This window comes from bacterium (assembly GCA_020444325.1).
In the GTDB taxonomy this organism is placed as follows: domain Bacteria; phylum Bacteroidota; class Ignavibacteria; order SZUA-365; family SZUA-365; genus BM516.
Map to the genome: position 1 here is coordinate 119,016 of JAHLLD010000014.1, position 15,966 is coordinate 134,981.

The following is a 15,966-nucleotide window of genomic DNA, read 5'->3' on the forward strand; positions in this document are numbered from 1 at the left end:
GATTATCCCTTTCTCAGGATAGATGCTTATCATTAGTCTACGGTAAGTAATTTAGAATACATATAGAAATTAAATAGTGCAGTATGAGATATTTCCTCGGAATCTCTACACCGACGCAGTACTCCTCGGATATTCTTCATCATATAATCATTGGTCTCGAGTTGTTTTATATACCATGTATCAAAGGCATCTAAGGCAGAATTATACTGTTTCGTTGTTTCAGACTGCAGTTTTTTTCCCAGAATCTTCCAAAGATATTGAGGTACTGACAATCTCAGAGAGTAGTGTGGCAACAAATTCACTTTTTCCTGCAAGTCGGAAGGGAGATATTCGATAAATTTCTCTGTACCAAGGAGGTAATAACGAGTCCGGCTATCCGTATAGCTATCCAATTCATACTCAAGCAATGGTTGACAATTTGAGTATCTCAGTATTCTTGTTTCCTCTTTTGTCGGTTCACTTGATTTCATTGCACATTTACTCAAATCAGTCATATATACCTGCCCACTGGTCGCATGCATCAGAGCCAGCATAAAAACAAGCAACCCATCTCTCTTTGCAGGGTGAAAGTTTCGATTCCCCTTTTGCACTTCAGACATGGCATCAAAGTAACTGCCCCTCTGCGTAGATGGTTCATGACAGATAATGAAATGTCGTACTGGCAACGACTGAGGTTTAGGATTAGGTAAAAAGTAATATACTCCTTTGCCATCCGTGTTTTTCCGTAGATATTCGAGACAGCCACTACTTAAACAATTTGGCTTAATTGTTGTATTGTAGTGGCCTCTCACTACTTCTGCGTACTTCTTAAGGTCGAAATTTGCAGAGAATTGGGATTTCGTACGTCTCTTATGCATGAGCAACTCCTAGAAATCGTAATACCTACTATTCAGACACCAATCGGAATGATCGTGTGTCAAATACCACCTATCTAATAATTTCACTTTGTAAAGTCATTTCGTTCACCTAAGAACAAACTCCACCCTAGAAATTTCGCTTTCACCCCTGCGCCTTTCGCGATGAGCCGGTTGCTCTTGTCATACACTCGTCCATCCTCCACCCTCCCCAGCAATACATTCTGCGCATCCCACACCTTTCCGTCCGGGTCGATGCGGCCGAGGAGCTTGTTTGATGGACTGTAAAACCGTCCTTCTTTTGAAATCCGGCCGAGGAGGCGGTTGCGGGCGTCGACGATGCGGCCGTCGGGTTTGAAGTGGCCGAGTGTGACGTTTTGTGGGGAGAGGATGCGGCCGTCGGACTGTACGGTCAGCACGTGGCGGTTCATGGCGTCGGTTATTTTCTGCGCGGGGAGCTGCGCCGGGACGGCGAGCAGGCACAGGACGAAGAGCTGCAAAATGCAGGACTGCATTCGATCTCGTGCATGTGTAGTGTTCCCGGTGCTGCGCATAAACAACTATTGCTGCCAGTTTGCGACGCTGGTGAAAATGGCTGTTTCGGGCTGAGTTTCCTGCCCTTTGTCCCGTTGCCCCCCCGGTGGATGAGGGACACGCTGCTTGCATACATCGAAGCGTATGCGTCTAATTACGAATTACAGACTTTAAAGGCAAATCGGTCCACAACCCTTTTAATAAAGGCAAAGCTCCGCACATCGTGCAGCCACATTTGGGGAATGCAACCCGGACCGTACAGGAGTCCGGCCAGTCCCCCGGCAACGCTGGCGGTCGTGTCGGTGTCCTCCCCCAGATTGACCGCCTTGAGCACGGCATCGCGGTACGAGGTCGTGGTCAGCACGCACCACAGCGCGGCTTCAAGAGTATGCACCACATAGCCACTCGAACGGATCTCGGATTCCGGCAGCTCGGCAAAATCGGGCGAGAGCAGGCGGTCGAAATGCTTCAGCTCCTGCTTCAAGCTTCGGGGAAAGAAAACCTCGGGATCAGGATTTCGCAGTTTCCACATGACGTAATTCAAAACTGCGGGACGATCAAAGTCGCTCCCCTTTTCCTCGATGATTCTCATCAGGGTACTGACGACAAGGCAGTAGAGTCCGCAGGCCAGCTGCGAACGCGGATGCGCATGCGTGATCGCGGAGACGATAGATGCAGCGCGAATGATGCCACGCTCATGAAACCGATACGCCCAGATTCCTACCGGGAGTATCCGCATGAGCGAACCGTTCCCGTTGCTGTCCTCGTCTTCAAGACCACACTTCTCCACCGGCATGCCTTCCCGAATCCTGTCCATCGCGAGTCCGGTAGTCAGTCCGAAATCGAACACCTTTCCATCAGGAGTCATATATCCCGTGTCAAACCAGCGCAAAAAGCCCCTCCCCAGCTGCGCAATATTGAATCCCGTGGTCAGGTGTTCCGCCGTACAGAGCAGCATGGATGAATCGTCCGACCATGTACCGCGCATTTGCTGGTGTGTCCCCGCTCCCGTCATCCCGGTTGCCGGACGCGCCTGCATCTTCTCACGCGAAATAAACTCGTATGGTACACCGAGTACGTCACCAACGACCGCTCCGAGTATTGCCGCACGAATGTGTTCAAAAAGCGGTGTCTCTGTCGTCCTCTGCATTGCTGTCGCTGCTCCGTTTCTCCTGGATGAGTCCCTGCGCCTGAGCGTATTGGGGCAGGCATTTTCCCTGATAAACTTATCGTGTAGATTGTCGGAGTATGACAATCTGACCACTAGCTTGAAAACAAATCTGCGAAGAGGAATTCATGGCAGACGAAACTATGCTCACCCGCGCACTGCGCATTCTGCACCTGCTGAGTACTCACGAGAACGTGACGGTGAAGCAGCTGTACGATTACTTCGACCGGAAGGAATCGAAGCAGACGCTGCAGCGCACACTCATGAAAATCGATGCGGCGAATATTCCACTGAAAATCGAAGCCGGCGCGCACAACGAAAAATACTATTCCCTCGACCGTGCATTCAAGTTCATTCCGGAACTGCTTACAGCGGAAGAGGCGCTGGCCGCTGTACTGCTCGTGCAGTTCCGCGAGGTTTTTGCAGGGACGCGCATTGAAACGGATATGGCCACGGTGTTCGAGAAGCTGCATCAGCTCTTGCCGCCGGACGCGATTGCGGCGCCGGACGCATTTTCAGGGACCTACCTTCATGTGCACCAACCCGGGAAGCTGGATCTTGCGGACCGGGCGGATATGCTGCGCGACCTGTTCCACAGCATCGTGCAGAGCCGCGTCGTCAAGGTGCAGTATCGCAGCAAACGCTACCGCCTGCATCCGTACTCGCTGCTGATACATAACGGGACCCTCTATGTGCTCGGACAGGTCCCGCCGCATACGGACACTATCTATCTCGCACTCTCACGCTTCAAAAGTGTGGAATTGACTGAAGATACCTTTGTGCGGGATGAGTCCTTCAGTCTCTCCGAGGTACTGCGCAGCAGCTTCGGCATATGGTATGAGAAGCCGGTGGACGTCGTCATCCGTTTTGACAAAACTGTGGTTCCCTCCATAGAATCCCGTCGCTGGCATCCCACGCAATCGATGTCGCGTGATGATGAGGGAAACCTGACCCTGCGTATGCACCTGGGGCCTTCCAAGGAACTTATCGCCTGGATACTCCGCTGGGGTCAGTTCGCCGAAGTGCTCGAGCCCTCCTCGCTCCGCAAGGAAATGGCAGCGACGATCAAGGAGATGAGCAGAAATTACCGGAAGCTGCACTGCGGGTGAGTCCGGCATCGTGCAGGTTTTCATGTGTTGAAAGTTCAACGGACAACGATATCGCCAACATGAAGCTGCACGATGATTGATGCCATTCGACAGGTGCTCGACATCCTCGTCCTCGTGATGTACTGCCAGCTCGCGTCCATGCTCCTCCGTACACTCGCAGTGTTCGCCCGCATCGATACGAGACTTATAATGCTGCTGAGGCGATACTGGAAAAGGAGAAAGCATGACCGTTCAGATAAAGGATAGAATCACGTACGGTGACCGCAGCATGCGTCTGATCAGCATCGTCCGCATTCCACACCGAAGACGCCGCATACAGAGAGTTGCGCTCGGGGAGAAGAGCCTGCTCTGGTCCACCGCCTGCTGGCGGCGCTACATTGCCTTCTGGCAGGTTGAAGACGAAAAGCTATTTCTCACAGGTTTCGATGGGATATACAGACTCACGGGGGATGGACCCATGTTCGCAGACTGGGTGTCGGGTGAGCTGCGTCTGGCGGGCGGAGATGAGATGGAGTATACGCATGACGAGCATTACACGCGCTATGAGCATGAGGTCTCCCTGCTGATGGAGGATGGAAGAGTAGCGCGGGTACTCGAGGAAAAGCATTATCCTGAGGATTGGAATTTCGAGGATGCCGATTCAGATTTGCAATAATTGAATATCTGGCAGCTAGCTTGCATACATGGAAAGTGCCGCCAGTTACCTGCGATTTGAATCCCTGCTTGTCGGACACCATCCGCGCATCGCAGCGAACACAAAGCTGCTCTTTCACCGGCATCGCACGCTCATTACCGGCTGGGGCGGCTCGGGGAAAAGCACGCTGGCGCGACTGCTGACCGCGCCGCAGACGCCGGATCATGTGCTGCGGCATGTGAAGCGCAACATCAGCATCCCGGAGAGTCTGCAGCAGTGGACGCTGTTCGATACCGAAACGCTGCAGGATCCGTTTCCGTCGGATATGCTTTCGCTGCTCGATGCCCCTGCGCACGCAGCCCGCTTCAGGGCGCAGCTGGAAATCGAACTGCGGTCCCTCGAAGAACTGGGACTCCCCTCCCCCACGCGCGAAGCCGTCTCTGCTGCAATACTGTCGGATGCTCCCATGCGCTGTATCCGTCAGCTTGGCCTTTCCGAACTTGCCGTCGTCGTCTTCACCGTGCACCTCATCGCCAGGCGCATCTGGAACGCGCGCCTGCCCGTCGTCATTGATGATTTGACAGGACTCCTTCCCCGCAACGAATGCAGTGCCGTCATCCGCTGGCTCACGCGCCATCACCAGGTCAGCCACCTCGTCGTCTTCGAACTTCCTCAAATGGAAGGCGATTTGCGGCAGGATTACACTCTCCGTTTCCATGAAAACCGCATTCACGCCTTCCGCGTCCGCCGGTGACTCCCCTCTGCAGATAAAAACACAACAAAAATCATCAGTTTTTCAGTTCGTCATGATCTGACATACTGGCCTTTAACTTGTATGGAAGATCAACGAACAAGAGGAAAGCCATGCAAGAGGACATCACCATACTGGAGACACTGGAAGAACTGGCATCTGTGCTGCAAGACGGCAGCCGAAAGCGCATTCGGGAGGAAATGCGGGCAGCCGCGTCTGTGGTGGACCCCGGATGCTCGGAGGAAGAACTCGCCGCGCTGGCCATTCTCGTTCGGGAAACCCGTCGCGGCAACGAGGTGGTCACCATGCTGCATCTGCGTGCATGTGCAAAGCATGATTACCGCATGTCCGTCAGGTGGGACGTGGTGCTGGGCGCTCTCGCAGAAAGGGAGCTGGTGGCGGTGCTGACAGAGGGTGGAGAGACAGAGACTCCCTCCACACAGCTTCGTTCACTGCTGCGTGAGCGCGCCAGTACCGATTTGCGGGTGGGACTGCGGCTGCGTGATCCATCCTATGATCCTGCCCTCGCGGCAGATGGATACCGTTCGAACCAGCAGTACCTGCGGGACTGCTTCGACTACATCGAACGCTATGCTGACAGCGTCAAGATTCGTCGTGAACGTCGGCGTATGCGCCATGAAGAACCGGAGAAGTCTGACGATCTGGACGGGCGGTATACGCTGCTCCGCCGTCGCGCAGCAGAGTCGGACCCTCTTCCACCGCTCGAACGCCTGGCGCAGCAGCTGGAGCTCAGCCGCCTGGAATGGACCTTCATCCTTTACACGCTGGCCGCAGAACTTGAAAGCGACACTCCCGAAGTGCGCGATCTTGTTACGCTCGGGGGGAACGGCATTCTCGAGCGCTTTGAAACGCGGCAGTATTTTGAAGACGGTGGTACCCTTGTCTCGGCTGGCATCCTCGAACTGCATGGCGACTTTCCCACTCCGCAGCTGGATGTCAGTCTCAACGACGACATCAGCCGCTGGCTGCTGAGCGATGGCGACATGCCTGACATCGCAGGTGGTGGAAGCAAGGACGAACCCACTCCCTTCGCGAGCAATGAAGAATACGTCACCGGCTGGATGAATGTGGTTCGAGTGCTGATCGGGGACAATGAAAACATGCCCTTGCACATGCGTCGCCGACGCCGGCGCAACGGAAGCGGCATTCCTGCCACCGAGCACCCCGCCTTTTCCTCCTTCGCGCGCCGCGTGCGCTGCACGGAAGCCTGCTATCCACTCGAGCAGATGTCCCGCGATGCCGGACTCGACACCAACGAGCGCATCCTCCTCGCCATCGGTGTGTACATGGCACTGCGGGATGGTGCATTCGACCTTTCAAACGCCACGGCCCTGCTGGCGGGAGGAAATCTCTTCGAGCGTCTCCGCATGAAGCAGTATTTCGCGGAGGATGCTCCACTCCTGCGGGAAGGATTGATTGAAATCGAAGAGGGCTTCATGGCAAGCCGGGATTTCACCGTGCCGCAGGACGTTCTCCATCGCATCATTGCAGACGAAAGTGTAACCGGGAAGGATACGGTCGAGAAGGTGGGAATGAGCTTTTTTGAACGCCGCACACCGGGACATACACTTTCGGAAGCAGTTTTGCCTTCAGATCTGGTGGACAATCTCGGTGATGCCCTCGGCGCAGTTTCGGGAGAGCTGCAGAGCCTGCTGCGCAGCTGGGGTGTGGAGAGTATTACGGCAGGACGTCAGCATGGCTCCCTGCTCATGCTGTTCAGCGGTCCGGCAGGAACGGGAAAAACCTTCACCGCCGAAGCCTTCGCAGGTGCGCTCGGGCGAGAACTGTTCATCACAGACGCCGGGAAACTTCTGTCATCCTGGTACGGCCGCAGCGAGCGCAACATGCAGCAGATGTTCCGCCACTACGCCCGGCATGCAAAGAAAGCAGACAAAGCCCCCGTGCTTCTGCTCAACGAATGCGATCAGCTGCTCATGACACGTTCCGCGGAAAGCTCCCGCTCCACTGACCAGACTGAGCACAGGCTGCAAAACATCCTGCTGGAGGAACTCGAGCGCTTCCCCGGCATACTCATCGCCACCACGAATCTGGTTGAAACAATGGACGACGCCTTCAGCCGTCGTTTCGATTACAAACTCGTGTTCCCGATGCCGGACAGAGGCACGAGGCTTGCCCTCTGGCTAACGCATATTCCTGCAGGTGTACCACTCAGTGATGACCTCAACCTGCCTGCATTAGCGCTGCGCTTTGCATTCAGCGGAGGACAGATCGCCGTGGCCGCCGCCAACGCCCTCCGAATCGCGGCGCGCCGGGGAGACTGCCTGATGCAGTCCGACCTCCTCCACGCCTGTCAGCTCGAAGAGGAAGGAAGATTCGACCGAACACCCGGCAGCGGGTCGCACCTCGGTTTTCACGCAGACAATCTCAACTGATAAAACGAAAGGAGTCATCATGGAACAGCAGGAAATTCTCCGCGAACATCTCGAAGATCATGCTACCGCGTATATCGATCCGCGTACCACGCTGCTGAGCGGCAGCTACGAAAACATCCGGGAAATCCTGGAAGAAGATCTTGACGACAGAACGATCGACGTGTTTGCCATGATCGCGCGCCTCAGCAACTACGGCGAGCGCCGTGTGATTGGAAGCGAGATTTTCACGAACGAGAACCTGGAGGGTATTGGAGATACCGTGATCGCCAATGCGCTGACAACGCTTTCAGGACTGAATCTGATCGATGTCCATCTCGGTAACGGCGAAGCTTTGAGCGCACCGGCCGCGTACGAATTTTTCCAGAGAATGCCTGTCACCCCCGCATTCTGGAATGTCGGTCTGCCCGAGGTGATACGATTATTTCCGTGACGAGAGGTTACGCCACTTCCCGGACAAGGCTTCATCCATCGAATGCAGCAGTTCATCCTTCTGCTGCGTTCGATAGACCCAGCTTCCAGGTTCACTGACGATGCGTGAAATGCCCGAAGCGTAGGCAGGGGTGGAATGCTGTTCGAGTTCTTCGGGATGAATACAGAACACCGGTCGTCCACACTCTCGCGCGTAGCGAAGCGTGTGGACAGAGCCCCCTTGACCGTCCGTTTCAATAATGAATATAGCAGATGCCAGCGCAGTGATGATTCTGTTTCTGCGTATCAGATGCCGCGCAGCATAGACCGTACCCGGCGGATTTTCAGAGATCAGGAGTCCGCCCGTCGACAGAATTTCCTCTGCCAGCGGAGCATTCGCTGCCGGCTGTACCCTGCGGATATCGTAAAGGACAGCCACGGTTTGTCCCTCGGCCTCGAGCGCCCCCTGATGCGCGGCCGTATCAATCCCGAGAGCGAGTCCGCTGACGACATTGTATCCGTGAGCAGTGAGAAAGGACGCCAGCTCCCTCGCACTTTGCGCGCCAAAGTCCGTGCATTGACGCTTCCCGACAATGGCAATCAGCGGACGGGCTGACAGAGCCGAGACATCACCCCGGCAATACAGCTTCTCCGGCATGTCCTTCAAATCGGAGAGCCGACTTGGAAACGTCTCGTCTCCGGCAGATATGGTCACATGCTGCATTGATCCAGGGTCCAGGGATGTGAGCAGGAAAACCGTGCCAAAAAGCAATGAAACGTCATAACATAAGGAGGTATGAAGCCATGGACAAGAAACAGCGCATGATCGTGGGGCTCGACATCGACGGCACAATCACCGCCGCCCCCGAATTCTTCCGCATGCTCTCCGAAGCCGTATACCGGGAAGGCGGTAAAGTCATCATCGTTTCCGCGCGCTCTAATACCGCCCTCACCCGCACCGAAACCCAGGCCGAAATGCGTCTACTCGGCATCCGCTACTCCAAGCTCATCCTCCTCCCCGAAGGCGCTGCCATGCTCGGCGATCCCCCACCCGAACTCAGCTACCTCGAACGCTACCTCTGGCAGAAGGTACACATCTGCGAGGCGGAGGGGGTGCAGGTATTTTTTGATGATGATGATACGGTGCTGGATTTGTTTTCACGATATGCCGAACAAATTCAAGTTTTCCACGCGCTAAAGCCGTTTCGATTACCGTGAACTGTATTCGAAAGCCAGAAGAAATTGCCAGATTGGCACCATCACAAGGTCGTAATCTTCACTTTATCGCTCAGACAGAATATGTAGTCCCGTCAAAGATTTATTTCAGTTCGGGTAATCGCATACATTAATTCATCAACATCTTTCATACTACACAAAGCTATTTAAGTCAATAGATTCCATCTGCTTTCTAATGTGCCTTACCCTTCTCGTGTCGCTCATCTTGTGGATCGGTGATGTATATTTAGTACGAGCCAAAAGAACATCGGACAACTCTTTTGTCCAATTCGACATACTCATTTGGATAATCTCCCCTTCGATCTCTCGAGCGATATCCACGATACGACTTTTCTCGCCAATTCTGTCGACCAATATGATTGTTACCATGGAGTGGTTTTCATCTCCCCTCTCCATATATCGTTCAAATCTTGACACCTTATCCAATGATATTTCCGGATTTCCAGCCCCGATGAAACCAATATCAAATCTTACACCGAGTCCCGGTTTAACGAGTACTGTTGCATCACTCTCGCGTTTATCCTCACGCTGAGAAAGCCAAAACACACCCTTTACCTTCGTAGTATCGTCTACGTCGACTTTTTCAAATCCGAGTACTGTTAGGGCAGAGCCCAACACGAGTTTCTCAAAAAGCTTTCCATATAACGATTTCTCAGATCCACGAATCGAGAGCGTCTGAGCCCCAATTGCCATAAATAACTGAAGTACATCTCTCCAATTTACATTGTAAGTCGCGTCCTGAATTTCTATTCTTCCCTCAAGCTCACCATACAGCTTGCTACTATCGTTTGCTGACTCTACTATCGATTTCTCCAATGTCTCGAGATAGCCTTTCAACTCATCTTCATTACTGCGAAGTACATTTTGAATGCTCTTATTAGTCAGTCCTACTAACCAATGGAGATACTGCTTCTCTTCTATTGACATTTTTTTTTGCTTCAATTCACCCGCGATGATCGAAGACATATTATCTGTGAAGTCCTTAATAGATGCGCTTGATTTTAAGTATGTTACCAGCATCGCAGCATTAGACAAAGCAAGTCTTCGTCGAGTCAAGTTTTCTGTTAACGAGCGGACGTTTGTACCTGCTAATACATCGCATACGACATCTCTTATTGCATCTTGACCAAGCTTGTCGACAACTTGCTTTCCAGAATACTTAACCAGAGATTTACCTGTTTCAGGGATATTCATTGTGATTCGTTTCATGCCTATCTCACTTAAAACCTGTTTGTATACTTCTTGGGATCTCGGTGTTCACCCAGGTAATCTCATCAGGATCGCCCAAGTACCAATTACATAGATCACGTTTAATGAATTCCACATAATCCGGATTCACCTCATAATGGACAAATCGTCTCCCATTTTTATGTGCGACGCGTGACGTCGTTCCGATCCCTCCGAATGGGTCTAGGACTACATCATTGATAAAACTATAATATCGAATTACATTTTGAGCTAGCTGGTCGGGGAAGACTGCTGGGTGTTTTTTTGAAAACGCGGGATGGATTTTCCAGATGTTTGTTTTTTGGTAGCCATCCCCAATCTTCGACTGTTCAACTATCGATTTGTCGGGGTGCTTTCGAATATGCCAATCAATAAGTTTACTCGTTTTTTTTCTATATACCAGCACATACTCAGTGACTGGCACAGGTTTATACTGCATAGGATTTCTATCCGCTGCGAATCTTCTGCCCCTACCTGTAGCCCACCCTGCGCCCTCAGGTTTCACCCATATGATATCATCGATAAAATCGAATCCTTCCTCTATGAGTATTCGATGAAAATCAAAAGGAACAGCTATTCTTTTTGATGCTTCATTTCTGCTTGCTCTGCGAATCAGAACTGGTGATACATTGACAACGATCATCCTTCCTTCTTGCAGAACTCGATGGCACTGATGGAAGATTCTCTGCATTTTATTTAGGTACGCGTCGTATTCTAAGTAGTCAGCGTATTCAGGACGCGCATTAAAATATGGTGGGCTCGTAAAGACTAAATCAACAGATTCTGCTGGTGTCTCAAGGAGTAGTTCCTCCGAATCACCTAGACCAATCGTATTTCTGAGGCTGGATATTTTGGGCCTCTGATTTACGTCACTTACCCTCTTCTTCCTATGCCCCGGCCTTTTCAACAATCTTGCTTCCAACTGATCCTTTGTCGTAGACTTTTTACCTACGACTAAACTGCTGCGTGCATCAATAACTATTTCGCCTATTCGTTCTCCATTTTCTGCTAGAATTGGAACTCTCCAGTAGTGATATCTGTCGTCGATTTCCGGCAAGCCAAACTTCGTAACCTTCTGAAGCTCATACTCTTTGAGCAACCTGGAAGCAATTGTTTTTGCTTCCTTTGTAGTATTGACTCGGTAATTTGCCCTACTGTTTTGTCCCAAATCGAACCTCTAGGATAAATAAATTCATCTCACAATCCGAAGGAATCCTCTGGTACAAATATCGCTGTGATTACTTCCGACGTCTTCTGATTGTCCCTGAGCTTATGCAATCGAACTATCCAACCTCCCGGTACCCTCAGGACAGTCGTAAATCCGTACTCATCAGTCACTAATACTCGTGAATGCCCAAGTGGGATAGAATCAAAATCGAATGAACCATCAACTTCGGCTGTGCTCATACATCACACTCCGTGGTAATTATGCCTTGAAGATACGTACGTCTGATGTATTCCGCAAAAAATGATAATCCGACCTGCCGTTCGTATAGTCACACCCGTTGCAAGAGTTTGTTTCACAGGGGTATAAAATACGGAGCGTCACAGCAATGTCTTGTAACGCTCCGCTGAAGCGGGCGAGAGGCCCGCTCAAAAAGCTAGGAGGCGTGAAGATATTCTTCACGCTAGATGTAATCTACTTTACCCGTCCTTCAATGTCAACCGGTGTTATGGCTCAGTGAAATGTTATGGTAAAAACTCGTTAGAACCGTCCGGCTAGGATGTGCATCTTCACATTATCAACACTCGCACCTAGCCCGCTTTAAGAAACTCTTCATATCTCATCTCCAAACGATCGCTGTCCGGCCACTGGGCGTGATCGTGTGGCAGATGGAGCTTCCTCCCTGCCATTTCCTGCAGTCCCCATCGAAGCATCGGTCCATCGACTTCCTCCAGGATGGATTGCTGAACTTTGATCTCGTAATCCGGTGTAATTCCAAGGATTTGGCGGTCGAATGCGGCATGGTGGATTTTGCAGAGAGCGAGGCCGTTTGTGACTTCGGGTACACCCAGTTCATCGCTGTCTGGGATGATATGTGCGGCATCGAGCAACTCGGCGTGTTTCAACTGGCAGAAACTGCAGGTTGAGCGGTAGGCTCGCATAACGATGTCCCGGAAGCTCTGCTGGAAAAGGCGGACCTTCACCTGCGCGGTGGCATAGCCGCGGCGGATGGAGATGATCTGTGCATCAGCCTTCTGTTCAATGTTGAACGAGATTTGCATGTCTGCGGCAGCCCGGAAGCGAAGGTTGTCCGGATCATCACCAATGATGTAGACGGGCCATACCGCACAGTAGTTTCCCGGAGAGATCCCTTTCAAGTACACCAGCGGCAACTGCCGATTCATCGCCTCACGAAGCCCACGGTTATCTGCGTGCTTCGGATCCGTGCCATAGTATCGGTAGAGCAGAACATCTTCTCCCTCGAAACTGTCTCCGTAGGGGTCCTTCGGACTCGTTCGAATTGAGAGCGGATAATCCATCTGTTTCGGTTTGACAATACCACGCTGCTGCACAAGGATGATTTTCTGGCCATCGAATTGAAACCCTTCCAGCAGTTTCTTCCAGGTTATCATCCCGGTTTCTGGATCGGCATTCTTTCCAAGCCAGTCAAACGCGGTCATACGGATGAGATGATCAGTATTGGTACTTGAACTCAATTCGTATTCTCCTCAAGCAAGTCGCATAGTTCGGTGTGGATTACATGCCATGGGGCGTTGAGGTCGACTGACCAGATTCGTAATCTTTGACCACGGGAATTGGTAAAGCTATGGCGCAACCGTTCACCAACGGTGGGATAGAGAAGAATCCCCTCCAACGAGGTGCTTGGTGCCTGATCGTGGATATTCAGAAGATAAGCGTTCAGTTGATACATGTGCCCTGAACGAAAGGTCTTCTTGTACTGCTCGTCCCGCTGCTGGAAATGCCTGGCGGTGAATTTGCACTCAATGACAGCACGGTGATTATCGCGGTGGAGCGAAACGTCGGTTTCCATCCGCGGCAAAACGGCCAGGGATTCCTGGTTGTCGGAGAACAACTGCCATGGAACGATATCACGTTTCACTTTCCATCCGTGCAACTCATGCGCATAGAAATTCCGGATGAATTCTTCAAACAGTAACCGCATTCGATGCTCATCCGTGATGAAGTCACGGAATTGATACCCTCCTGCCTCCTCACTTGGAAGGAGATTGTGAAAGATCAGCCTGGAGATCTTGAGCAGAAAGTCATAGAAAAAATTATTGCGGTGGAGTACAACTCGCGAAAACACGCTGTCGGATATCTCGATGTCGCTCACGCTGTGCATACGGTGCCTGTGGTCAACAAGATTCGCAACGATGTCACCGTCGATACCGTGCGTGCGGAGGAGAAGACGGAGCGTCGCCTTAAGGATGCGATTGTGCAGCACATCGTAGCTCAACTCGTCGTGGGCGCAGCGGACCCGGGCGGATCTCCGCAGATTGCGATTCATTGTTTCCGTGGAAAGCAATCTCCCACGTAGCACCTGTGTATCTTCTTCCTGCGTCATATATCCACGATCATATCCACGACGGATAAGGTGACTCAATCCTCCATCGAGCACTCGGGACAGCAGGTTCAGTAGGTCGGTGGTTTTAGCCGTATCCACCGATACCTGGTCCTTCTCTTCCAACCTGTTCCAGGCGTAGCAGAGCAGAAAATAAATGTTCTCTATGGGGATACTGCTAGCGATCATCAAGCTTCAAGCTTTCGATCAGGTTTCGCACACGTGCATTGTCATCGAACCAGTACTCTTCGAGCAACGGAGCTATCTCATGTTCGATCACTGTGGCATACCATTCCGCTGTGGGTGCGGTACCTATAACCGGACAAAAGTAGCTGTGTCCCACCTGGTAGCCTGGTCCCAAGTTCTTGGTGTCACTCGCAATCATATCATTCAATGCCTGCAGCTTTGCGATGATATTATCAAGCAGGACTTCATCAGCGCGACGCTCAAGGAGGAAATCCCTGAATTTCGAACTGCCGAACTGCGGATGAAGCGTGATGAAGCGAAAGCGACGACGCAAGGCGTAATCGACGATAGCAAGTGAACGATCGGCCGTGTTCATCGTACCGATGAGGTATATGTTTTCGGGGATATAGAAAAAGTCCTCGGATGATTCGGCATAGGCCAGGGTAACCTGGAAATCTGGTCCTCGCTTATCCGCTTCAATCAGCATCAGGAGCTCGCCGAAAATCTTGCTGAGATTGCCACGGTTGATCTCATCGATAATGAGCACGAATTTCTTCTCGGGCTGCCTTCGCGCTTCCGCGCAAAACTCATGGAAAATCCCATCCTTTAGCACGAAACCACCGTCCGTTGTCGGACGATACCCCTGAATGAAGTCTTCATAGGAATAGGACTGGTGGAATTGCACCACCTTTACACGGGATTCGGCTTTTTCTCCCATGAGATAGTATGCGAGCCGTTTTGCGATGAAGGTCTTCCCTACACCCGGCGGTCCCTGCAGCACAATATTCTTTTTCTGCGTGAGTGCGCGCATCATGCTGTCGAACTCCGATTCCGGGAAAAAGAGCCCGCTCAACGCCATATCCCGCGTGTACTCTTCAGCAGCTTCAAACTCATCCTCTCCATCCAACTCTTCATCCGACACATCAAGGCCATTTGCATAAAGATGGTCCCGAAAACCTTCGTCGAAAATGGCTTTGCACAACTCAGGGATGTTCAGTGAGATGCCCTTTGTCGATCGCCAGCCGGAAAATTTTTCCCGAGCAATATCAAGCGCCTCAAGGTATAGCTGCTGTAGCTGCTCATTTTCGAGGAATGTTGTGAGGTCAACCCTGTACATGCCAATCCCTGGTCCGCTGTCCTTCATAGACCATCGAAGTTGGTCAGATAATTCTGGGACCTTATCTCTCTCAAAAATGAGACTCAGACCGGTTTTCTTGCTCGCTAGAGTGGTGAATCCCATGACTGTCCAACCACCATAGATAAAGCGGATGGAGCGCTTCCTATGACGGAAGTTAACGCGAAAGAGGGTGTCATCCGGTTCGGTAATCCCGAGTTGATCCGCTGTCTGCCGCATCCAGTCAAAAATTGTCTCTGCAATTTCACGTGTTCGGAACAAGCTCCTGAATGGCTCCACAAATCCGTCCTGCAACACCGCTGCTCCGTATAGCAGTTGCAAGAGGCGAGAAATGAAATCCCGGTATCGCGTTACACGCGTCAAGGCCTTGATCGCCATGTAGTTCTCCCTACCCACCGCGACTTCTGACGTACGCAACCAACGTACGTCACGCACATGCGGATACTCTCCCCTTCCCTGCTCAAATCTGTATTCGGATTCCACGATTCCGTGGGCGAACAGTTTATCTCTGCCTTGTTTCAAAAGGATATGATCACCGGGCTTCATCACATAGGCAAATTCATGATAGCCTTTGATATCGTTCACCATTGAGCCACGATCCGGATAAACGCGGTGCATGGCTGCACCAATCTCATCAGATGATGGGAACTGCGTCAAATCACCAATCTCCGTACCCCCCATGGCAATGATTGAGTCCTCGAGAAAATCGCCAATCATCTCGCCCCCAGCTCCCCCGGCTAACGTCCAGTAATTTACTCCATCCTCAATCGCAGGGACAGTGGG

Annotated in this window: 16 protein-coding genes; 7 read left to right on the plus strand and 9 right to left on the minus strand. The window is 51.8% G+C overall.

The genetic code is table 11. The annotated features are described in order from the left end of the window. Positions 1 to 32: 32 nt before the first annotated feature. The 3 genes from KQI65_15940 to KQI65_15950 all read right to left on the minus strand — a co-directional run bounded on the left by KQI65_15940 (position 33) and on the right by KQI65_15950 (position 2,538). Complete coding sequence (locus KQI65_15940; GenBank protein MCB2206235.1) at positions 33 to 857, minus strand: hypothetical protein; 825 nt, start codon at positions 855 to 857, stop codon at positions 33 to 35. Positions 858 to 940: 83 nt separating this feature from the next. Continuing rightward, the gene (locus tag KQI65_15945; protein MCB2206236.1) at positions 941 to 1,369 is read right to left on the minus strand and encodes a DUF3659 domain-containing protein; all 429 of its coding nucleotides are present in this window, start codon (positions 1,367 to 1,369) and stop codon (positions 941 to 943) included. A 173-nt stretch (positions 1,370 to 1,542) separates the two neighbouring features. Further along, positions 1,543 to 2,538 (minus strand): ADP-ribosylglycohydrolase family protein, encoded by a 996-nt coding sequence (locus KQI65_15950; GenBank protein MCB2206237.1) that lies wholly within the window; start codon positions 2,536 to 2,538, stop codon positions 1,543 to 1,545. Between the two features lie 146 nt (positions 2,539 to 2,684). Here KQI65_15950 and KQI65_15955 point away from each other — a divergent pair, with 146 nt between their 5' ends. From KQI65_15955 to KQI65_15980, 6 genes are all read left to right on the plus strand, one after another. Continuing rightward, positions 2,685 to 3,665, plus strand: coding sequence for a WYL domain-containing protein (locus KQI65_15955; protein ID MCB2206238.1), 981 nt, complete (start codon positions 2,685 to 2,687; stop codon positions 3,663 to 3,665). Positions 3,666 to 3,737: 72 nt separating this feature from the next. Beyond that, positions 3,738 to 3,911 carry a hypothetical protein gene (locus tag KQI65_15960; GenBank protein MCB2206239.1) on the plus strand — a complete coding sequence of 58 codons (174 nt, stop codon included), beginning with the start codon at positions 3,738 to 3,740 and terminating at the stop codon, positions 3,909 to 3,911. Beyond that, the gene (locus tag KQI65_15965) at positions 3,889 to 4,320 is read left to right on the plus strand and encodes a hypothetical protein (GenBank protein MCB2206240.1); all 432 of its coding nucleotides are present in this window, start codon (positions 3,889 to 3,891) and stop codon (positions 4,318 to 4,320) included. The genes KQI65_15960 and KQI65_15965 overlap by 23 nt, the downstream gene beginning before the upstream one ends. Positions 4,321 to 4,348: 28 nt before the next feature. Continuing rightward, positions 4,349 to 5,053, plus strand: coding sequence for a hypothetical protein (locus tag KQI65_15970; GenBank protein ID MCB2206241.1), 705 nt, complete (start codon positions 4,349 to 4,351; stop codon positions 5,051 to 5,053). 110 nt (positions 5,054 to 5,163) lie between these two features. Then, positions 5,164 to 7,464, plus strand: coding sequence for an ATP-binding protein (locus KQI65_15975; protein ID MCB2206242.1), 2,301 nt, complete (start codon positions 5,164 to 5,166; stop codon positions 7,462 to 7,464). A gap of 19 nt (positions 7,465 to 7,483) precedes the next feature. Further along, positions 7,484 to 7,894: a hypothetical protein gene (locus tag KQI65_15980; GenBank protein ID MCB2206243.1), complete on the plus strand. Its 411-nt coding sequence runs from the start codon at positions 7,484 to 7,486 to the stop codon at positions 7,892 to 7,894. Here the strand turns inward: KQI65_15980 and KQI65_15985 are convergent. After that, the gene (locus tag KQI65_15985; protein MCB2206244.1) at positions 7,883 to 8,596 is read right to left on the minus strand and encodes a DNA-protecting protein DprA; all 714 of its coding nucleotides are present in this window, start codon (positions 8,594 to 8,596) and stop codon (positions 7,883 to 7,885) included. The two genes, KQI65_15980 and KQI65_15985, sit on opposite strands and share 12 nt — an antisense overlap. An 80-nt stretch (positions 8,597 to 8,676) precedes the next feature. Between KQI65_15985 and KQI65_15990 the strand changes: the two genes are divergently transcribed. Beyond that, positions 8,677 to 9,090 (plus strand): HAD family hydrolase, encoded by a 414-nt coding sequence (locus tag KQI65_15990; GenBank protein MCB2206245.1) that lies wholly within the window; start codon positions 8,677 to 8,679, stop codon positions 9,088 to 9,090. Between the two features lie 150 nt (positions 9,091 to 9,240). Here the strand turns inward: KQI65_15990 and KQI65_15995 are convergent, their stop codons facing one another. The 5 genes from KQI65_15995 to KQI65_16015 form a co-directional block, all read right to left on the minus strand. Next, a complete protein-coding gene (locus KQI65_15995) occupies positions 9,241 to 10,317 on the minus strand; it encodes a CfrBI family restriction endonuclease (GenBank protein MCB2206246.1) in 1,077 nt (358 codons plus the stop codon). 7 nt (positions 10,318 to 10,324) lie between these two features. Then, positions 10,325 to 11,503 (minus strand): site-specific DNA-methyltransferase, encoded by a 1,179-nt coding sequence (locus tag KQI65_16000; GenBank protein ID MCB2206247.1) that lies wholly within the window; start codon positions 11,501 to 11,503, stop codon positions 10,325 to 10,327. A gap of 587 nt (positions 11,504 to 12,090) precedes the next feature. Further along, positions 12,091 to 12,996: an HNH endonuclease gene (locus KQI65_16005; GenBank protein MCB2206248.1), complete on the minus strand. Its 906-nt coding sequence runs from the start codon at positions 12,994 to 12,996 to the stop codon at positions 12,091 to 12,093. Beyond that, on the minus strand, positions 12,993 to 14,054 hold the full coding sequence (locus KQI65_16010; protein MCB2206249.1) for a hypothetical protein: 1,062 nt from the start codon (positions 14,052 to 14,054) through the stop codon (positions 12,993 to 12,995). Before KQI65_16010 ends, KQI65_16005 begins: the two co-directional genes overlap by 4 nt. After that, the gene (locus KQI65_16015) at positions 14,041 to 14,907 is read right to left on the minus strand and encodes an AAA family ATPase (protein MCB2206250.1); all 867 of its coding nucleotides are present in this window, start codon (positions 14,905 to 14,907) and stop codon (positions 14,041 to 14,043) included. Before KQI65_16015 ends, KQI65_16010 begins: the two co-directional genes overlap by 14 nt. Positions 14,908 to 15,966: the final 1,059 nt, after the last annotated feature.

Bases quoted from the DNA above. Each gene is read 5' to 3' on its own strand.
- KQI65_15960 (MCB2206239.1), top strand. From the start codon at position 3,738: ATGATTGATGCCATTCGACAGGTGCTCGACATCCTCGTCCTCGTGATG.
- KQI65_15970 (MCB2206241.1), top strand. From the start codon at position 4,349: ATGGAAAGTGCCGCCAGTTACCTGCGATTTGAATCCCTGCTTGTCGGA.
- KQI65_15985 (MCB2206244.1), bottom strand. From the start codon at position 8,596: ATGCAGCATGTGACCATATCTGCCGGAGACGAGACGTTTCCAAGTCGG.
- KQI65_15995 (MCB2206246.1), bottom strand. From the start codon at position 10,317: ATGAAACGAATCACAATGAATATCCCTGAAACAGGTAAATCTCTGGTT.
- KQI65_15955 (MCB2206238.1), top strand. From the start codon at position 2,685: ATGGCAGACGAAACTATGCTCACCCGCGCACTGCGCATTCTGCACCTG.
- KQI65_15990 (MCB2206245.1), top strand. From the start codon at position 8,677: ATGGACAAGAAACAGCGCATGATCGTGGGGCTCGACATCGACGGCACA.
- KQI65_15975 (MCB2206242.1), top strand. From the start codon at position 5,164: ATGCAAGAGGACATCACCATACTGGAGACACTGGAAGAACTGGCATCT.
- KQI65_15950 (MCB2206237.1), bottom strand. From the start codon at position 2,538: ATGCAGAGGACGACAGAGACACCGCTTTTTGAACACATTCGTGCGGCA.
- KQI65_15965 (MCB2206240.1), top strand. From the start codon at position 3,889: ATGACCGTTCAGATAAAGGATAGAATCACGTACGGTGACCGCAGCATG.
- KQI65_16015 (MCB2206250.1), bottom strand. From the start codon at position 14,907: ATGGCGTTGAGCGGGCTCTTTTTCCCGGAATCGGAGTTCGACAGCATG.
- KQI65_15945 (MCB2206236.1), bottom strand. From the start codon at position 1,369: ATGCAGTCCTGCATTTTGCAGCTCTTCGTCCTGTGCCTGCTCGCCGTC.
- KQI65_15980 (MCB2206243.1), top strand. From the start codon at position 7,484: ATGGAACAGCAGGAAATTCTCCGCGAACATCTCGAAGATCATGCTACC.
- KQI65_15940 (MCB2206235.1), bottom strand. From the start codon at position 857: ATGCATAAGAGACGTACGAAATCCCAATTCTCTGCAAATTTCGACCTT.